Annotated in this window: 16 protein-coding genes; 1 reads left to right on the forward strand and 15 read right to left on the reverse strand. The window is 46.9% G+C overall.

What is annotated here, in order from left to right; all coding sequences use genetic code 11:
* Window positions 1–19: 19 nt before the first annotated feature.
* The 9 genes from ACTTK7_RS02680 to ACTTK7_RS02720 all read right to left on the reverse strand — a co-directional run bounded on the left by ACTTK7_RS02680 (window position 20) and on the right by ACTTK7_RS02720 (window position 9,747).
* Complete coding sequence (locus ACTTK7_RS02680) at window positions 20–616, reverse strand: XTP/dITP diphosphatase (protein WP_462865571.1); 597 nt, start codon at window positions 614–616, stop codon at window positions 20–22.
* Entirely contained in the window at window positions 617–1,393 is a 777-nt protein-coding gene (gene rph / locus ACTTK7_RS02685) for a ribonuclease PH (RefSeq protein WP_462865573.1), read from the reverse strand.
* Complete coding sequence (racE, locus tag ACTTK7_RS02690) at window positions 1,362–2,231, reverse strand: glutamate racemase (RefSeq protein ID WP_462865574.1); 870 nt, start codon at window positions 2,229–2,231, stop codon at window positions 1,362–1,364. The genes rph and racE overlap by 32 nt, the downstream gene beginning before the upstream one ends.
* Window positions 2,232–2,466: 235 nt before the next feature.
* Window positions 2,467–4,188, reverse strand: a complete 1,722-nt coding sequence (gene ptsP / locus ACTTK7_RS02695; RefSeq protein WP_462865575.1) for a phosphoenolpyruvate--protein phosphotransferase — start codon at window positions 4,186–4,188, stop codon at window positions 2,467–2,469.
* Entirely contained in the window at window positions 4,188–4,451 is a 264-nt protein-coding gene (locus ACTTK7_RS02700; RefSeq protein WP_298783538.1) for a phosphocarrier protein HPr, read from the reverse strand. Before ACTTK7_RS02700 ends, ptsP begins: the two co-directional genes overlap by 1 nt.
* Window positions 4,452–4,783: 332 nt before the next feature.
* Entirely contained in the window at window positions 4,784–5,581 is a 798-nt protein-coding gene (sdhB, locus tag ACTTK7_RS02705; RefSeq protein ID WP_322526515.1) for a succinate dehydrogenase iron-sulfur subunit, read from the reverse strand.
* Window positions 5,581–7,359, reverse strand: a complete 1,779-nt coding sequence (gene sdhA / locus ACTTK7_RS02710; protein WP_462865577.1) for a succinate dehydrogenase flavoprotein subunit — start codon at window positions 7,357–7,359, stop codon at window positions 5,581–5,583. The genes sdhB and sdhA overlap by 1 nt, the downstream gene beginning before the upstream one ends.
* Before the next feature lie 39 nt (window positions 7,360–7,398).
* Window positions 7,399–8,010 carry a succinate dehydrogenase cytochrome b558 subunit gene (locus tag ACTTK7_RS02715; protein WP_322526517.1) on the reverse strand — a complete coding sequence of 204 codons (612 nt, stop codon included), beginning with the start codon at window positions 8,008–8,010 and terminating at the stop codon, window positions 7,399–7,401.
* Window positions 8,011–8,397: 387 nt separating this feature from the next.
* Window positions 8,398–9,747, reverse strand: a complete 1,350-nt coding sequence (locus ACTTK7_RS02720) for a TrkH family potassium uptake protein (protein WP_462865579.1) — start codon at window positions 9,745–9,747, stop codon at window positions 8,398–8,400.
* Window positions 9,748–9,853: 106 nt separating this feature from the next.
* Here ACTTK7_RS02720 and ACTTK7_RS02725 point away from each other — a divergent pair, with 106 nt between their 5' ends.
* Window positions 9,854–10,240 carry a DUF2507 domain-containing protein gene (locus ACTTK7_RS02725; protein ID WP_462865665.1) on the forward strand — a complete coding sequence of 129 codons (387 nt, stop codon included), beginning with the start codon at window positions 9,854–9,856 and terminating at the stop codon, window positions 10,238–10,240.
* 54 nt (window positions 10,241–10,294) lie between these two features.
* On the opposite strand, the gene uvrC is transcribed toward ACTTK7_RS02725, so the two are convergent.
* The 6 genes from uvrC to polX all read right to left on the reverse strand — a co-directional run bounded on the left by uvrC (window position 10,295) and on the right by polX (window position 17,974).
* On the reverse strand, window positions 10,295–12,082 hold the full coding sequence (uvrC, locus tag ACTTK7_RS02730; protein ID WP_462865580.1) for an excinuclease ABC subunit UvrC: 1,788 nt from the start codon (window positions 12,080–12,082) through the stop codon (window positions 10,295–10,297).
* A gap of 103 nt (window positions 12,083–12,185) precedes the next feature.
* Complete coding sequence (trxA, locus tag ACTTK7_RS02735; RefSeq protein ID WP_022793132.1) at window positions 12,186–12,500, reverse strand: thioredoxin; 315 nt, start codon at window positions 12,498–12,500, stop codon at window positions 12,186–12,188.
* 110 nt (window positions 12,501–12,610) lie between these two features.
* On the reverse strand, window positions 12,611–13,201 hold the full coding sequence (locus ACTTK7_RS02740; protein WP_462865582.1) for a TetR/AcrR family transcriptional regulator: 591 nt from the start codon (window positions 13,199–13,201) through the stop codon (window positions 12,611–12,613).
* 251 nt (window positions 13,202–13,452) lie between these two features.
* Entirely contained in the window at window positions 13,453–13,851 is a 399-nt protein-coding gene (locus ACTTK7_RS02745) for a DUF350 domain-containing protein (RefSeq protein ID WP_462865583.1), read from the reverse strand.
* 26 nt (window positions 13,852–13,877) lie between these two features.
* Window positions 13,878–16,235, reverse strand: a complete 2,358-nt coding sequence (locus tag ACTTK7_RS02750; protein ID WP_462865585.1) for an endonuclease MutS2 — start codon at window positions 16,233–16,235, stop codon at window positions 13,878–13,880.
* Window positions 16,236–16,258: 23 nt separating this feature from the next.
* On the reverse strand, window positions 16,259–17,974 hold the full coding sequence (polX, locus tag ACTTK7_RS02755) for a DNA polymerase/3'-5' exonuclease PolX (protein ID WP_462865586.1): 1,716 nt from the start codon (window positions 17,972–17,974) through the stop codon (window positions 16,259–16,261).
* Window positions 17,975–17,991 lie beyond the last annotated feature (17 nt).

A 17,991-nucleotide genomic window follows, 5' to 3' on the forward strand; every position in this document is an offset into this window, starting at 1 on the left:
TGATTCGTAAAAATTATTTTCAGTCGTCCTGCAGAAGATTTTTCCCCTGGACCCGGAGCTTTTCAAGTGCCTTGCCCCGGTGGCTGATACGGTGCTTTTCTTCTGCAGTCAGTTCTGCCATCGTTTTCCCGTAGTCCGGCAGGTAAAACACAGGATCGTAGCCAAAGCCGTTGTGTCCGGCTTTCACTTCTGCTATTTCCCCTTCACATGTCCCCGTAAATGTATGCACGCTGCCGTCCGGAAACGCCACAGCCAGCACACACACAAAACGGGCACTCCGCCCGCTGCGGGGCACCTGCTTCATTTCATGCAGCACTTTTTCTATATTCGCTTCATCATCTTTTTCTTCCCCCGCAAAACGTGCGGAGTAAACACCCGGACGCCCGTCTAAGGCATCAATCTCCAGCCCGGAATCGTCTGCAACTACCGTGCAGTTGAGATGATCTCTTACAGCTTCTGCCTTAATAATCGCATTCTCTTCAAAGGTGGATCCGGTTTCTGGAATGTCATCAATATTTTTCTCCAGTAACGATTCCACTTTATACCCGCTGCCAAACATGTGTTCAAACTCTTTGACTTTTCCCGGATTTTTCGTAGCTATTACTACCGTGTTCATTTATAACTCCCTTCCGCTGTCAGCGTCTGAAAAGCTCTCCTGGATAGAAGCTGCCGCAGGCCCGATAACCTGCTTTTGAAGCTGAATGATTTCATACATTCCTGCCTCCGCAGAGTCGAGCATACTATTAAGCTGTCTTCTTGTGTATGAGGCTTCTTCGCCTGTGCCCTGTACTTCTACGTACTCGCCTTTTCCCGTCATTACTACGTTCATATCTACATTGGCCTGCGAATCTTCTGCATAGGCAAGGTCAAGGATCGTTTCCTGTTCCGCGTTAAGCCCTACCGAAACAGCTGCCAAATAATCTGTAATAGGGAAGCCTTTAAATTTCCCCTGTTCATGGTAGGACTGCACAGCCATAGCGAGAGCAATAAAAGCTCCTGTCACCGAAGCGGTACGCGTTCCCCCGTCTGCCTGAATCACGTCACAGTCAATCCAGACGGTGCGTTCTCCGAGAAGCTTCAGGTCCACGACCGCCCGGAGAGCCCGTCCGATTAAACGCTGGATCTCCATCGTCCTTCCGGTAAGCTTGCCTCTGGCCGCTTCCCGGATATTACGGGTTTCTGTCGCTCTTGGCAGCATCGAATATTCGGCTGCGATCCACCCCCTCTTCTCTCCGCGCATAAAAGGAGGAACCCGTTCTTCAATACTCGCTGTGCAAATTACCTTTGTCTGGCCAAAGGATATAAGTACTGAACCCTCCGGATGCTTTAAATAATCCGTTTCAATTTGAATAGAACGAAGCTCATTCCATTCCCTTCCGTCCAATCGATTCATACAATCTTCCTTTCTTTTCACTTCCGGCAAACCGGTCATCATTATCGAGTTGAATAGACACGACCTTCTCTATGTGCTGGTCCATCCATTGGTTTGCTATACTCCGAAATTCCTTTTCGGGTCCGGTCGTGTAAAACCTGTGAAACGGAGGGGTTTCTCCCGCATTTAACGTTTCATGATAATTAAGCAGTGTGCTTACTTCCCTGGCTGTTTCATCACCGGAGGAAATTAACTGGATGTCCGGTCCCACTGCTTCCTGAATTACATCTTCGAGCAGTGGATAATGAGTACAGCCTAAAATAAGCGTATCATATGAAGCTTGTTTTAACGGCAGCAGTGTCTGCTTCACAATATCGAGAACGGCTCTCCCCTCGCACTGTCCCTGCTCTACGAGCGGTACGAATGGTACGCAGGCAAGAGAGGTAATTTCCACCTCTTCATTAATAGATTTCAACGCCCGTTCGTAAGCACCGCTGTGAATGGTCCCGCTGGTCCCAATCACGGCTACCTGATCTGTTTTTGTCACCTTCAACGCGGATATGGCCCCAGGTGTTATCACACCTACGACCGGAATATCCAATATTTGTTTCACTTCCTCAAGCACCACGGCCGTGGCCGTGTTGCACGCAATCACAAGCATTTTGATATTTTCAGACTGCAGCCGTGCAATCATCTGCCAGGTAAACTCCCTTACTTCTTCAATCGGACGAGGTCCGTATGGACACCTGGCAGTGTCCCCTATGTATATCATTTCTTCTTTCGGCAGTTGCCTTAGAATTTCGCGGGCAACAGTCAGGCCCCCAAGACCTGAATCAATAACGCCAATAGGTTGTTTCATATTCGCTTCTCTCCATTTTCAGACCTTGTTTATCCGGCTTGGAATTAAACAGGCTTTCTAACCCTTCCTGTGCGGATCCTCTGCTGCTGACAATTTTATAATTTTTGTTCAACAGCTTTTTCAGCTGAAAAACATCAACTTTTTCAGTATACAAGAAAATGCACGTTTCATCACCCACAAAAAAGCCCGGAACCTACCAACGGTTCCAGGCTTTTTGTATTTTTCTCATTTCAGCTTATTGAATGACAAATCCTCTGCTCTCAACAAGTTCAGCAATTTCATCTGCTGTAGAACATTTCATTGCTTCCTCTACGAGACCCTCTGCGTCCGATTTTTTCAATGAACGGAGCTGGGTTCTTGCTGGAAGAACCGAGGTCGCACTCATACTGAATTCATCCAATCCGAGTCCTAAAAGAAGAGGAACCGCTACAGGCTCGCCGGCCATTTCGCCGCACATACCTGCCCATTTGCCTTCTTTATGAGCAGCATCGATCACATTTTTAACTAAACGAAGAATCGCCGGGTGATAAGGCTGATACAAATGAGCTACTTTTTCGCTCATCCGGTCTGCAGCAAGTGTGTATTGGATCAAGTCGTTTGTCCCAATACTGAAGAAATCCACTTCCTTGGCAAAAATTTCTGCTGCTGCCGCTGTGGAAGGAATTTCTACCATAATACCTACTTCAATATCCCCCGAGACTTCAATGTTTTCATCCTGCAGCTCTTTTTTGGCTTCTGCAAGCATCGATTTTGCTTCACGCACTTCTTCTACTGTTGCCACCATCGGGAACATTATTTTTAATTTCCCATAAGAGCTGGCCCGCAGCAGAGCACGTAGCTGCGTCCGGAACATATCCTTCTCTTCGAGACAGAGACGGATTGCACGAAAGCCGAGAAACGGATTCATTTCTTTTGGCAGGTCCAGATAAGGGAGCTCTTTGTCACCACCGATATCAAGCGTACGGATAACGACTGGCTTTCCTTCCATACGCTCAAGCACTTCTTTGTAGGCTTCAAACTGCTCTTCTTCGGAAGGAAGTTCATTTCTGCCCATATACAAAAACTCTGTCCGGTACAAACCAATACCTTCAGCGCCGTTAGCCAGGACACCGTCGAGATCATTCGGGGTGCCAATGTTGGCTGCTAATTCCACCGTATGTCCGTCATCTGTTTTTGTCGGTTCATTGACCAGTTTTGCCCACTCTTCCTTCTGGCGGTTAAACTGCTCCAGCTTTTCTTTATATTCCTGCACTTCATCGTCGCCCGGGTTGATAATTACCCGGCCTTCAAGGCCGTCAACAATCAAAAGATCGCCCTGATTAACCGTGCCCGTTGCTTCTTTCGTTCCCACTACAGCCGGGATTTCCATCGATCTGGCCATAATCGCAGAGTGGGAAGTACGGCCGCCGATATCTGTAGCAAAACCCTGCACATACTCATTCAATTGAGCAGTATCCGACGGGGTCAGATCGTCAGCAATAACGACTACTTCCTGATCAATTGTTGCCAGGCTGGTATTTTCGAGACCAAACAAATGCATGAGTACACGCTTTGACACATCCCGGATATCTGCAGCACGCTCTTTCATGTATTCATTATCCATGTTCTCAAACATATCTACATACATGTTCGCTACTTCGCTGAGAGCGTATTCTGCATTGGCACTTTCCTCCGTAATTTTACTGGAGACGCCGTCCATAATCTCAGGGTCTTCCAGTACGAGCAGGTGCGCAGAGAAAATCTCAGCCTGATCTTCTCCCATGTCCTGAAGTGTTTTTTCTTTAATAACCTGAAGTTCCTGCTTGGACTCCTGGACTGCTTCTTTAAATCTTGCAATTTCGTCCTGGGCGTTATCCACCGGTTGTTTACTTACATCCAATTCCGGTTGTTCCAAAAGGAAAGCTTTTGCAATCGCTATTCCTTTTGAGGCAGCAATTCCGGTCAGGCTGGCACTCATTATTCTCCAAGCCCTTCTTTAATCACCTGATCCACTGCTTCCATAGCGTCTTCTTCGTCGTTGCCTTCGATTTTAACCGTGACTTCGGAGCCTTTTCCAACGCCAAGAGACATAACACCCATGATGGATTTAAGGTTTACCGATTTGCCGTTATATTCTAAAGAAATATCTGAAGAAAACTGACCGGCTTTGTTTACGAGCTGCGTCGCTGGGCGCGCGTGGATTCCTGTTTCGTTTGTAATAGTAAATGTTTTTTCCTGCATGATTCATACCCCTTTTCAATATAGATCGCTTTCACTAAGAAATGCGCACCATGTGCGTTTTTCTCGAAAGCAGGCTTTTTATATTGTACTTCACCCTTAATAAAGTCGCAACTGCGAACTGCTCCATAACTCCAGAGCATACAGCGCACTGCTATTATCAGCGGTTACAGTATGTAAATACTTCTACATTGTACCACTCTGATTTAAGGGAAACAAGAATAGACGCAGTGGCCGCCTCCTTCAAAAAGACGCCAGGTTTTTCCGACTTGCCAGAAACGTCATTTTCATAAAACATAAACAAAAAGACAGCCCGGAGGCTGCCTTTTTATCAATTAGTTCCCGCCGCCAAAAAAGTTTTTAAACGACTGAATATTTGTTTCGCGGTTCATTGCTGCAATGGAAGTCGTTAAAGGAATGCCCTTCGGACAAACTTCCACACAGTTTTGGGCGTTACTGCAGCCGCTGATACCGCCCTCGCCCATCAAGGCTTCCAGACGCTCGGATTTGTTCATTTCCCCTGTCGGATGGGAGTTGAACAAGCGAACCTGGGAAATAGCCGCAGGACCGATAAATGAAGAGTCATCGTTTACGTTCGGACAGGCCTCGAGGCACACTCCGCACGTCATACATTTGGAGAGCTCATACGACCACTGGCGTTTATTCTCCGCCATTCTCGGTCCGGGACCAAGATCATACGTACCGTCGATTGGAATCCATGCTTTAACCTTTTTCAGAGAATCAAACATCCGGCTTCTGTCCACCTGAAGGTCTCTCATTACCGGGAATGTTTTCATCGGCTCCAGACGGATCGGCTGTTCAAGCTGATCAATCAAGGCCGTACAGGACTGGCGGGCCGTACCATTTACAATCATCGAGCATGCGCCGCATACTTCCTCGAGACAGTTCATATCCCAGATGACAGGGTTGGCCTGGTTACCCTGGCTGTCGACAGGGTTTCTGCGGATTTCCATCAGGGCGGAAATGACGTTCATATTTTCTCTGTAAGGAACTTCAAATTCCTGATCATAGGAAGGACTGTCCGGGTCGTCCTGCCGGGTAATAATAAACTTCACTTTTTTAGTATCGGTTTCTTCTGCGTTACGCGTTTCTTGCGCTTGTGCATCACTCATTAGTTACTTGCTCCCTTCTCAGAAGATGCTTTTCCTTGGGAATAATCCCGTTTTCTCGGCTTGATCAGCGAAGTGTCAACCTCTTCGTACTCAAATTCCGGATGATTGGTTTGTGGGTTGTACTTGGCCTTCGTTGTTTTCAGGAAGTCTTCATCATTACGCTCCGGAAACTCCGGCTTATAGTGAGCACCGCGGCTTTCATTACGGTGATAAGCTCCCAGAGTCATCACGCGGGCCAGGTGGATCATTCCTTTAAGCTGACGGGTGAACATTGCGGCATGGTTATTCCATTTGGAGCTGTCATGCATGTTAATGTTCTCCCAGCGTTCGAGAAGCTCCTGGAGTTTATCGTCTGTTTCGAGCAGCTTATCATTTTCCCGGACCACAGTCATGTTGTTTGTCATCCATTCACCGAGTTCGTTATGAAGTGCGTAGGCATTCTCAGTGCCGTCCATGTTCATAATTTTTTCGAACTCCTGCTGCTCTTCCTGTTTCTTTGTTTCAAAAAGCGAAGAAGAAAGATCTTCCGCTGATTTTTCCAGACTGTTGGCATACTCCACTGCGTTCGGCCCGGCAACCATCCCCCCGTATATAGAGGAAAGCAGAGAGTTCGCTCCTAGACGGTTACCGCCGTGCTGGGTATAGTCACACTCGCCAGCAGCGAAAATACCTGGAATGTTTGTCATTTGGTTATAGTCAACCCACATGCCGCCCATCGAATAGTGTACGGCAGGGAAGATTTTCATTGGCACTTTCCGCGGATCGTCGCCCATGAATTTTTCATAGATCTCCATGATCCCGCCAAGCTTCACGTCGAGTTCATGCGGATCTTTGTGGGAAAGGTCCAGGTAAACCATATTTTCTCCGTTAATACCAAGCTTTTGGTTAACACAGACATCAAAGATTTCACGTGTTGCAATGTCGCGCGGAACCAGGTTACCGTAGGCTGGATATTTTTCCTCCAGGAAGTACCATGGCTTACCGTCTTTGTATGTCCAGATACGTCCGCCTTCCCCGCGCGCAGATTCACTCATCAGACGGAGTTTGTCATCGCCAGGGATTGCAGTCGGGTGAATCTGGATAAATTCACCGTTGGCATAATTGACGCCCTGCAGATAAAGTGATGAGGCGGCAAAGCCGGTGTTGATCATAGAGTTCGTGGATTTACCGAAAATGATGCCGGGGCCGCCAGTAGCCATAATGATCGCGTCAGCCCGGAACGTTTCAATTTCCATCGAACGAAGGTTTTGAGCGGCGATCCCTTTACAGGTCTGCTCTTCATCCAGAATGGCCGAAAGAAATTCCCATCCCTCATATTTGTTAACCAGTCCTTCCACTTCATAGCGGCGAACCTGCTCATCGAGCGCATACAACAGCTGCTGGCCGGTCGTTGCTCCGGCGTAAGCTGTACGGTGGAACTGGGTCCCGCCAAAACGGCGGAAGTCGAGTAGTCCTTCAGGGGTCCGGTTGAACATAACGCCCATACGGTCCATCAGGTGAATGATCCCCGGAGCTGCTTCGGTCATAGCTTTTACCGGAGGCTGGTTTGCAAGAAAGTCGCCTCCGTATACAGTATCGTCAAAGTGCTCCCACGGGGAATCCCCTTCCCCTTTTGTATTGACGGCACCGTTCATGCCGCCCTGAGCACAGACAGAGTGAGAACGTTTTACCGGTACAATTGAAAACAAGTCCACTTGAGAACCTGCTTCAGCGGCCTTGATTGTTGCCATCAGTCCTGCCAGTCCGCCGCCTACGACAATAACTTTTCCATTACTCATGCGGATGTTTCACTCCTTTAGTTTATTTAAACACCGATCTTATACGAATGCGAAAATAGCACGAAGGCCAATCACAGACATTGCCACGAAAACGGCCAGGGTGAAGTATGTTGCAGCCAGCTGGGCTTTTGGTGTAACCGTAATACCCCAAGTAACCAGAAAAGACCATAAACCGTTTGAAAAGTGGAATGTAGCAGCCAGTATACCTACAATGTAAAATGCGAGCATCCATGGGTTCGCTACGATATCAGCCATCATCTGGTAGTTTACATCAGCACCGAAAAACTGTGCCTGCACCCATGTGTCCCAGACGTGCCAGGTAATAAACACTAACAGGAATACCCCGGTGATACGCTGGAAAATGTACATCCAGTTACGAAAGTAGCCAAAGCGCTTCGCATTCGCCTTGCCCTGAAATACGATAAAAAGTCCATAAATTCCGTGAAACAGTATAGGAATATAAATGAGAAACATCTCTAAAAAGATACGAAACGGTAAATTTTCCATAAAGTGAGCCGCTCCGTTGAACGCTTCAGCACTCCTGGTCGCGAAATGGTTTACTACGAAGTGCTGCATCAAAAATAGTCCAATTGGAATAATACCAAGAAGCGAGTGAAGCCTCCGGGCGGCAAATTCCTTATTTAAAGCCATATTCATCCTCCTCCATTAGCATAAAAATTCTCTCCATCCTGTTTTCTGCGTTGCTTTCTTTTCCGGCTTCATTACCCCCCTGCTGAACTTTCCACCGCCCGCACAATAAACAGAATTAAAGCTTCCTGTTTTATATGTACTTGTGTACAAGCCGTGTCTCCTGCCTCTTTTCCCTTTTGCAAAATGCATATGCATGCACGATACAACCAATTAGTCACAAAATGGAAAAGAATTATTCAAGGAATTGTACGAAACGTTACGTTAATTGTACTCCCCCTAAAATTACCCGTCAAGAAAACGTATACAGCATCTTAAATGCATATTATTCATACTTTATACGGTCCCTTTATCCGGCAATTTAAGAGAGCCGGATAATTCTCTCTCCGGCTAACCAATAATTATGCGTTCTGTTGGATATCTATAATGTGATTTCGTTTCTTTCTTTTTCACTGAGAATAAAAATACCAGTATTCCCACCCGTCCGATGAACATCAGGCACATGAGCAGGACATGGCTTGGTGTGGAAAAATCATCCGTCAGCCCGGTCGAAAGCCCGCAGGTTCCGAAGGCCGAGCTTGTTTCAAAAATAATATCAATTAATTCCACTTCCGCATTTCCACGTTCAAATGCACTGATTAGAGTAATCGCAGCCAATAAGCCTACAATGAAAAAGGATATAACAATAAATGTCCGCTGTTTATCCTCGGGGTCAATCTGGCGGTTAAACACTTTTACATCCGAGCGTCCAAGCGCAAAACTCCGAATCGTTAAAAACATTACAGCAAGTGTCGTCGTCCGGATACCTCCTCCGACACTCGACGGACTCGCCCCAATAACCATCAATCCGGACATCAGCAAAAGAGTTGGGAGAGAAAACGCCGAAACATCCATTACCGATAACCCGGCACTCCTTGTCGTCGCTGAGTTAAACATCGAGAAGAAAAACTGCTGATGCCAGGCCATACCGTCATAATAAAAGCCAAATTCAAGCGCCCATATGCTGACGGCCCCGAGCACAAAGACGAGAAAATACGTCGTAGTCGTCACTTTCGTAAACAGGCTGAAATTAAACCGCTCCCTGTTTGTCAAATACTCCCTTACCTCCATCAGAACCGGAAAACCAATTGCTCCGGCAAAGATCAGAGTTATGACAACAAACAGGACATAGTAGTCCTCAGCAAATGGGATCAGCGACTGTCCCGTTACATCAAAGCCGGCATTGGTAAAAGCACTTAGTGCAGCAAAGCCGCCCTGGTAATAAGCTTCCCATGTCGACTCAAAATAACGAAGAAAGTATGTACCGAGTATCAGCATACCCATTGCTTCAATTCCTAAAGCAAGAAGCAATATGTTTCTCATCAGCTTGACCATGCCTGAAAACTTGTACTGATTTTGGTCCACCATAATCAGTAACCGCTGGGACAAATTAATTTTTCTTCCAAAAACCATCCACACAAATGTGCCCAGAGACATAATTCCAATGCCGCCTACCTGCATCGCCAGTGCTAAAAACGTAATCCCGACAGCGCTCAGGGTATCAGATACCTGGATGACTGTCAGACCTGTTACACTCACGGCGGATACTGAGGTAAACAAAGCTTCTATATATGTTAATTCATGCCCCGGCTGATGCGAAATCGGGAGCCAGAGCAGTAAGCTGAACAATAGCATTGAAAAAACGTAGGCACCGATGATCATGCGAAATGGTGTCATTTTTTCTGCAAAAATATTTTTCATATCGGTCCCTCCGTCATAATCGTGCATTAGTATATCATGTATGATTTTGGGAATCTATAGAGATTTCCAACTCCAGCATGTATAATATTAGGTGAAGAAAGTGGTGATGGAAATGGAAGAAGAAACAAATAAACCGGCTGCCTTCGGATACGAATTACTGCGGAAAAATGTTCTTCCTGATATTTTAGGCTCTGACGAGCATGCGATATTATACTGGGCCGGCAAACAGCTCGCCCGCCGTTACCCATGCAGCACCCCTAAAGAGGTCGCTGATTTTTTCCGTGATGCCAGCTGGGGAGAGATTGTATGGAAAAAAGAAAGAAAAAAAGACGTTATTGCTGAACTGTCTGTTTACGAAAAAGAAGACTCGTTCACGAAAGCTTTAGAGGGCGGATTTTTGGCAGAACAGTGGTCAAAAATGAAGGATACATACGCGGAAACTTACATAGAAGAAAAGAAAAAATCCACGACTATGCATATAAAATGGGAGTAGTCTAAACCAGACCGCATAGCAAAACGTTCGCTGAGGCGCCTCAGCGAACGTTTTTTACTTCGAAAGTGTTGAGTCCTCCTCCAGCTTTTTCATCAGCTCCGTAATAACGTCATCCGGGAGTGAAAGCTGTTTAAAGTCCTCAAAGGATGCCTCCTTCATTTTTTTCACGGAACCAAAATGCTTTAGAAGCATCTGCTTGCGCTTTTGTCCGATCCCGTTGATATCGTCCAGAAGAGAAGAAAACATCGTTTTTCCGCGCGTCTGGCGGTGAAAGGTAATTGCAAAACGGTGCACTTCATCCTGTACACGCTGCAGCAGATAAAAGGCGGAGCTGTGCCGTTCAAGGGGCACTCTGACAGCCTCTTCTCCCATTATAAGCTCCGAGGTGCGGTGCTTGTCATCTTTGGCAAGTCCCGCTACCGGAATATTTAAACCAAGCTCATCCTCGATAACGCTGACGGCTGCACTCAACTGGCCTTTTCCGCCATCAATAAGAATCAGATCCGGCAGTGCCGCTTCGTCTTTTAATAGGCGGATATATCTTCTTCGCACAACCTCACGCATGGACGCATAGTCATCCGGCCCCTTTACATCCCGGACCTTATACTTTCTGTATCCTTTTTTCCACGGCTTGCCGTCCACAAAAGTAACCATTGCCGCTACCGGGTCGGTGCCCTGGATATTCGAGTTATCAAAAGCCTCCATGCGGTAAGGAGTATCAATGCCCATCGCTTCACCAAGCTGTTCTACCGCATTTATTGTCCGTTCTTCGTCCCGTTCAATCAATGCAAAGCGATCGCTGAGCGCCTGCCGGGCATTTTTTTCTGCCAGCTCAAGCAGTTCTCTTTTTTGGCCGCGCTTTGGCTGCTGGACCCGGACGTTTACGAACTGTTCAGCCATAGAGGCATCCACCGAGCCCGGAATGAATATTTCCGACGGCTTCATATGCTGCTCCTGCATGTAGAACTGCCCTAAGAAGGTAAGAAAATCCTCCTCGGGCTCCTGATACATTGGAAAAAGGGAAACGTCCCTTTCGATCAACTTTCCCTGTCTCACAAAAAATACCTGCACGCACATCCAGCCTTTGTCATAGCTGTAGGCAAACACATCGCGGTTCACCTGATCCTTTACAGACATTTTCTGCTTTTCCATTACGGAATCAATATGCTGTATTTGATCCCTCAGCTCTTTGGCACGTTCAAACTCCAGCTGTTCGGAAGCAGCTTCCATTTTTGTTTGGAGCTCCGCCCGGATTTCATGGTGGCCGTTGTTTAAAAACCGTGCAATCTGCTGAATCATATCGTCGTACTGATCTCTCGTCACCGTAAATTCACACGGAGCCAGACACTGGCCGATATGATAATACAAACAGACCCGGTCAGGCATCGTCCGGCATTTACGCAGTGGATATAATTGATCAAGCAGCTTCTTCGTTTCATTTGCCGCCCCAGCGTTTGGGTACGGACCAAAGTATTTTCCCCCATCCTTTTTAATTTTTCTCGTAATGATCAGCCGGGGATGCTCTTCGTTGGTGATTTTAATATACGGGTAGGATTTATCATCTTTAAGAAGCACGTTGTATTTTGGTTCGTACTTTTTAATTAAATTCATTTCAAGGATTAATGCTTCCAGGTTGGAAGAGGTCATAATATATTCAAAATCGGTAATTTCCATTACGAGCCGCTGGGTTTTTCCATCATGCGACCCTGTGAAATAGGATCTCACCCGATTTTTCAATACCTTTGCCTTACCTACATATATAACGGTGCCGTGTTTATTTTTCATTAAATAGCAGCCGGGCTGGTCCGGCAGAATCGCCAGCTTTTCTTTTAATTGAGTCATATGCCCAACTCCTCTTGGCGTGTAATATCTATGGTGTTCTTTTCCTTTTTTTAAAGAAGGAGAAACAAAAAACTGCCGGCCCAGAGACCAGCAGTTTCGTGTTTTACAAATGTTTGTTCAAAAGCTCTACCAGTTGTTCCTTAGGCTGGAAGCCGACAACCTGCTCAACGACTTCGCCGTCTTTAAAAATCATTAGTGTTGGAATGCTCATTACGCCGTATTTTCCGGCTGTTTCCTGGTTTTCATCAACATCCAGTTTAGCAATTTTAATCTGCTCGCCCATTTCGGTGTCGATTTCTTCGAGCACCGGAGCTATCATTTTACAAGGTCCGCACCACGGTGCCCAAAAGTCCGCAAGTACTACACCATCAGACGTTTCACCTGCAAAGTTTTGGTCCGATACATTGACAATAGCCATGAATGGTTCCTCCTTTATATCTCTATCCTTGCAATTATTCTTCGTTATTATAGCATTCCCGTGCTTTACTGGCTAACGTTTAGCTTAAAATTTTTAAAGGCTCTATCTGATTATATTTCCGTCTGCAGTGCCTGATAAACTATTTCCGAAAGGGCCGGCCCCTGGGCTGCCAGTGAATAGCTTCCTTTTTCCATTACCCATGTCGTAATCGCTTCATTGAGTATGCCGATAAAACAAATTCTTCCGATTTCAATAGAAAGCGAGGGAGAAAAAACCTGTTCCTCTTTTCCTCTCTTTATAATATCGATAACCGCCTGAAAAAACGGGGACAGTATGCGCTGCATGTTGTCATGAATCTCACCCTTTGTCTGCAAAAGTTCAAAATGGGCAAGCGTAGCGAACTCCGGACGGCCTTCCATGAATTCAAGCTGCAGCTGGGCCATTTCAAACAACTGCTCTTTAACAGAAATATCCTTTTGCATGATTATTTCAAGCTTCTGCATGAATTCCTGCATTTTTTCCTCGAAAATGGAAATTAGTATGTGCTCTTTATTATTAAAATACAAATAAATCGTGCCGTCTGCCACCTTTGCCTCTTTAGCAATATCCGACACCTTCGCCTGATGATAACCATGTTCAGCGATTACTTTGATTCCCGCCTCAATAATCTGTGCATGCTTCCTGTTTGGATTTCTCCCCATACATATCTGCCACCCTTTCAAACAAAACCATCCATAATGCCGGTTTCTGCTTCACCCAACCGATATAATGCCTTTAAAAACGCCTCACTCTCGTAACAGAGTAAGGCGCTTCATTGCGTTTGGGTAACACTGGCACAGTATTTTAGTTAGTTATAAATGTACATAATCCGTAAAGGGATGTCAACCATAATGCACATACATAGTCCTAATTAATTAACTATTTGTGGCTTTTAAGTTACATTTTTTTCTATTTAAATGATAATTCCAGCACCTATTACAAAAGAAACCCCCACTGAAATAATAAAGGAAATGATTCCCACTGCACGGTTACCTTTGCTGATTTCCTCATCCACCTTAAACATAGGAGTAAGAAATTCAAAAATTAAATAGCTTAAAATTAATAACACAAAACCATAAAAACCCCATAAAAGCATAAACAGGATACCGTCGTTATGCATGATGGAATAATGAAGAATGTTGGCTACCCCAAACAGTTTTCCGCCCGTCGCCAGGGCGACAGCAATATTTCCTTTCTTGATTTCCTCCCAGTTACGGTAAGGAGTGATAATTTCAAATATCCATAGAAAAATTACCAGGGAGAGCACAGCAACGCTGAAGTTGCCAGCTGTATTTATAAAAGCATTATCCATCCACGCATCCACGTGCATCCCTCCGCTTACTTAAGTTCTGCCACCGTGTTACCGATGCCGCCTTCATTCATTCCGCCATCCCTGGTGGATTTTACGCTGGGATGATTTTTTAAATATTCTTTCACACCCTTGCGAAGAGCCCCGGTGCCTTTTCCATGGATGATATGGACTTCCCGGTAGCCGGCGAGCACTACTTCATCGAGGTACTTTTCGAGGCGCTGTACGGCGTCTTCGTATCTTTCACCGCGTAAATCCAGCTCGGGCTTCGCCGGGGCGGCTGTCGAAGTCGTGGCTACCTGCCGTTTAGGCTCTTTTACAGGCTCTGATTTGAGCTTTTCCATTTCTTCGGGCTTCGCTGTCATTTTCATAATGCCAAGCTGTACCTGAAATTCCCCGTCATTTACCTTTTCCACGATGTGTCCGCGCTGCCCGAAGCGAAGCACCTTTACTTCATCTCCTACTTCAAAGGTACGTTCTTGCTGGGCTTTTTGTTTCACCTGCTTCTGCTTTTTAGTCATCGCAGGAGCTGCCTGTTCCATCTGCCGGCGGGCTTCTATCAGGCGGTGTTCTTTAATTTCCGCGCCTTCCTTCTGCATCTCCTTCAGCTCGGCAATAATTTCCTCCGCCTGGGCTTTCGCCTTATCAACTTCGCTTTTTGCTTTACCTTCCGCATTTGCGATAATCTGATCCCGTTTTTGCAGCACTTCATTCCAGGCAGCGTTCAATTCCTGCCAGAGTCTGGACGCTTCCTGCCGGAGCTCATCTGCCTCCTGCCATGCCGATTCTGTTTCTTTTCTTTGTTCATCCAAAGAAGCAATCATTGTTTCGACCTGCTTTGTATCTGTGCTCATTTCTTTTTCCGCATTGGAAATAATAGAATCCGGCAGGCCGATCTGCCTTGAAATAGCAAACGCATTGCTTCGACCCGGTACACCGACGAGCAGCCGATAGGTTGGCCTTAATGTTTCCACGTCAAATTCGACGCTTGCATTCATTACCCCGTCGCGGTTGTACGCATACCCCTTCAGTTCACTGTAGTGCGTAGTGGCAATCAATCTGCCCCCGGCATCCTGGACATAGTCCAGAATGCTGACGGCAAGAGCCGAGCCTTCCTCCGGATCGGTGCCGGCGCCTATCTCATCGAAAAGCACAAACGATTCATTGTCCACCTGTTTAACAATATCTACAATATTCGTCATATGGGAAGAAAACGTACTTAAGCTCTGTTCAATCGACTGTTCATCTCCAATATCGGCAAATACTTTCGAAAATACAGCGGCCTCTGCTTCTTCTTCTGCAAGAACAAACAGCCCTGACTGGGCCATGAGTGTCAGCAGACCGGCCGTTTTAAGTGTCACGGTTTTACCGCCGGTATTGGGTCCGGTAATGACAAGGGTTCCAAACTCTTCCCCAAGCTCCAGGTCAAGCGGCACCATTTCTTCCGGGTCAATGAGCGGATGCCGTGCCTCCATGAATCTGAATCTTCCTTCGTTGTTCAGCTCCGGCTGCACCGCTTTCTGCTCTCTTGCATAGTAGGCTTTGGCAAATGTGAAATCGAGCTCGGTCAGCGTATTCATATTCACCAGAATCCCCTCCCCGTCTTCCGCAATATATGAAGACAGCTCCTGGAGAATGCGTTCAATTTCCCGCTGTTCTTTCAGCCTTGCCTCTCTTAGTTCGTTATTCATCGAAACGACCGCCTGCGGCTCAATGAAAAGAGTCGCCCCTGTTGAAGACTGGTCGTGGACAATACCGCCAAAAGACGAACGGTATTCCTGTTTTACCGGAAGCACATACCGGTCATTACGTATCGTGACGATGGAATCAGACAGGCGTTTTTGCTGGTCCGGCGACCTGGTGTACTGTTCAAGCTTCGAACGCACCGAGGACTCGAGGCTTCTCATCTGCTGCCGGAGTCCCCGCAGAGCGGAGCTTGCGTTGTCGAGCACCGCTCCGTTTTCATCTATACAGTCCCGGATCTGCTTTTCAATCTCCGGAAGCGCCACTATCTGCCGCACCAGCCCTTCAAGCAGCGGGAGATCAACCGTCTCTTCTGTCATATCCAGAATAAAAGACCGTATCCGGCGGCCGGCATACAGCGTGTCCGAAACCTCTGTGAGCTCGCCGGCGTTCAGCATGCCGCCGATTTGGGCGCGGCGCACGTGGGCGTGAATCTGGCGAATGCCGCCGAGAGGCGCCTGTCCCCGAAGCCGTATTACTTTGGCCGCTTCCGCAGTAAAGTTCTGTGCTTCCTTCGCTTCCCCGAGCTCCCGGTAGGGCTGCAGCTGTTCAATCCGTTCTTTGGCAAGAGTGGAGCCGGCATGAGCCTGCAGCTGCTCTTTCATTTTTTCGTATTCCAGCACACGGAGTGTTCTATCATTCAACAATGCTCACCTCTTTGGTTGTTCTATTGTTTCTTACGCTTCAGCCATTCCTTCAGCTGCGCCGCCGTCATCGTATTTATAACCTGTTCCGGCTGCAGAAGTGCTTTTTTGGCAATGGATATGCCCACGTCCATGTGATCAAGCATACCGGGATTATGGGCGTCCGTATTGATTGCAATACGAACATTATGCTCAGCGGCTTTTCTCAGCCAGTCGGCCGAAAGATCAAGGCGGTTGGGATTGGCGTTCAGCTCCAGAGCAGTGTTTGTTTCGCCCGCACGCTTCATCAGCCGGTCTACATCTACCTTGTATCCGTCCCTTCGCCCTAAAAGTCTTCCCGTCGGATGGGCAATAATGTTTACTTCCGGATGATCCAGCGCCTGCTCCAGCCGTTTCATAATTTCTTCTTCCGTCTGGGAGAAGGAGGAATGGATGGAAGCAATGACGACGTCGAGCTCTTCGAGAATTTCATCCTCTATATCAAGCGTTCCGTCCGGCCGGATATCCATTTCAATACCGGCAAATATTTGAATATCTTTTTCTTCTTCCCTGACGTTTCGTATTTCTTCCATCTGCCTGCGGATTCTTTCTTCATCCAACCCATGGGCAATTCGGAGGTATTTGGAATGATCTGTAAGAGCCATCCATTCATAGCCATGCTTCTTCACTTCCTCCACCATCTCGCGGATGGAAAGAGAGCCATCGCTCCATGTGGTGTGCATATGAAGATCACCGCGGATGTGCTTCTTATCTATATATGGATACGGCTGCCGGAATTTATCCGTTTCATCCCTGCCCAGGCGTGCTTCTGGAGGAATAAAGTGCAGGCCAAAGTGGTCGTAAAATTCGGCTTCATTCTGAAATGTGGTTTTGCTTCCATTCTGATCTTCAATGCCGTATTCACTTAATTTTTCATTTCGTTCCTTTGCCAGCTGGCGCATTTGTACATTATGGTCTTTAGAGCCGGTGAAATGATGCAGGGTGCTCGCAAAATCTTCTTCCTCCACCAGGCGAATATCTACTTGAACGTTATATTCACCTTTAATTTCAATGCTGACCTTGCTTGTACCGTCGTTAATAACCTTCGTTACTTCAGACATCTCCACCAGCTGTTTGCGGACATTTTCAGCGTCTTCCACACTCATAATATAATCCAGGTCCTTCACCGATTCTTCCACACGGCGCAGACTGCCTGCCCGCGCATACCTTTGTACACCTTTCACTTTTTCGAGAGACGCTTCAAGCTTTTCGGCGATTTCCAGCATATAGGCAATTGGCAGTCGCTCCGGACGCCTGCCTTTTTCTGCGAGCGCTTCGAGTATTTTCTGCTCAGTTTTCGCCCCGAAGCCTTCGAGGTTCTGTACTTCATGGGTTAAACACGCCTGTTCAAGCGAGTCCCGGTCCGTTATGTCCAGCTCCTGATAGAGCTTCGACACTTTTTTCCCCCCGAGTCCGGGCAGCTTCAGCAGCGGAATCAACCCCTCCGGCACTTCTTCTGCCAACGTCTGCATCAGTTCTGTTTCCCCGTTGTTGTCCCGCCATTCTTTTATCAGCGCAGCTGTGCCTTTACCGATGCCTTTTAAACTGCCGGCATCTTCAATTTCATTTAGTGAACGCTCATCGTATTCAAGCGCCTGAGCCGCTTTACGGTAGGCAGAAATTTTAAACGGGTTTTCCCCCTTGATTTCCATATATACAGCGATTGTTTCCAAATGGCCGATCAGATCTTTTTTATTCATGCTATTCTCCTCCACAT

The organism is Marinococcus tarijensis, from assembly GCF_054971385.1.

What these genes read in the sequence shown, in the direction of transcription:
- ACTTK7_RS02720 (WP_462865579.1), bottom strand. Translation starts at nt 9,747, where the DNA reads ATGAAAAATATTTTTGCAGAAAAAATGACACCATTTCGCATGATCATC.
- ACTTK7_RS02680 (WP_462865571.1), bottom strand. Translation starts at nt 616, where the DNA reads ATGAACACGGTAGTAATAGCTACGAAAAATCCGGGAAAAGTCAAAGAG.
- polX (WP_462865586.1), bottom strand. Translation starts at nt 17,974, where the DNA reads ATGAATAAAAAAGATCTGATCGGCCATTTGGAAACAATCGCTGTATAT.
- trxA (WP_022793132.1), bottom strand. Translation starts at nt 12,500, where the DNA reads ATGGCTATTGTCAATGTATCGGACCAAAACTTTGCAGGTGAAACGTCT.
- ACTTK7_RS02725 (WP_462865665.1), top strand. Translation starts at nt 9,854, where the DNA reads ATGGAAATGGAAGAAGAAACAAATAAACCGGCTGCCTTCGGATACGAA.
- sdhA (WP_462865577.1), bottom strand. Translation starts at nt 7,359, where the DNA reads ATGAGTAATGGAAAAGTTATTGTCGTAGGCGGCGGACTGGCAGGACTG.
- uvrC (WP_462865580.1), bottom strand. Translation starts at nt 12,082, where the DNA reads ATGACTCAATTAAAAGAAAAGCTGGCGATTCTGCCGGACCAGCCCGGC.
- ACTTK7_RS02740 (WP_462865582.1), bottom strand. Translation starts at nt 13,201, where the DNA reads ATGGGGAGAAATCCAAACAGGAAGCATGCACAGATTATTGAGGCGGGA.
- ACTTK7_RS02745 (WP_462865583.1), bottom strand. Translation starts at nt 13,851, where the DNA reads ATGGATAATGCTTTTATAAATACAGCTGGCAACTTCAGCGTTGCTGTG.
- ACTTK7_RS02700 (WP_298783538.1), bottom strand. Translation starts at nt 4,451, where the DNA reads ATGCAGGAAAAAACATTTACTATTACAAACGAAACAGGAATCCACGCG.
- sdhB (WP_322526515.1), bottom strand. Translation starts at nt 5,581, where the DNA reads ATGAGTGATGCACAAGCGCAAGAAACGCGTAACGCAGAAGAAACCGAT.
- rph (WP_462865573.1), bottom strand. Translation starts at nt 1,393, where the DNA reads ATGAATCGATTGGACGGAAGGGAATGGAATGAGCTTCGTTCTATTCAA.
- ACTTK7_RS02715 (WP_322526517.1), bottom strand. Translation starts at nt 8,010, where the DNA reads ATGGCTTTAAATAAGGAATTTGCCGCCCGGAGGCTTCACTCGCTTCTT.
- racE (WP_462865574.1), bottom strand. Translation starts at nt 2,231, where the DNA reads ATGAAACAACCTATTGGCGTTATTGATTCAGGTCTTGGGGGCCTGACT.
- ptsP (WP_462865575.1), bottom strand. Translation starts at nt 4,188, where the DNA reads ATGAGTGCCAGCCTGACCGGAATTGCTGCCTCAAAAGGAATAGCGATT.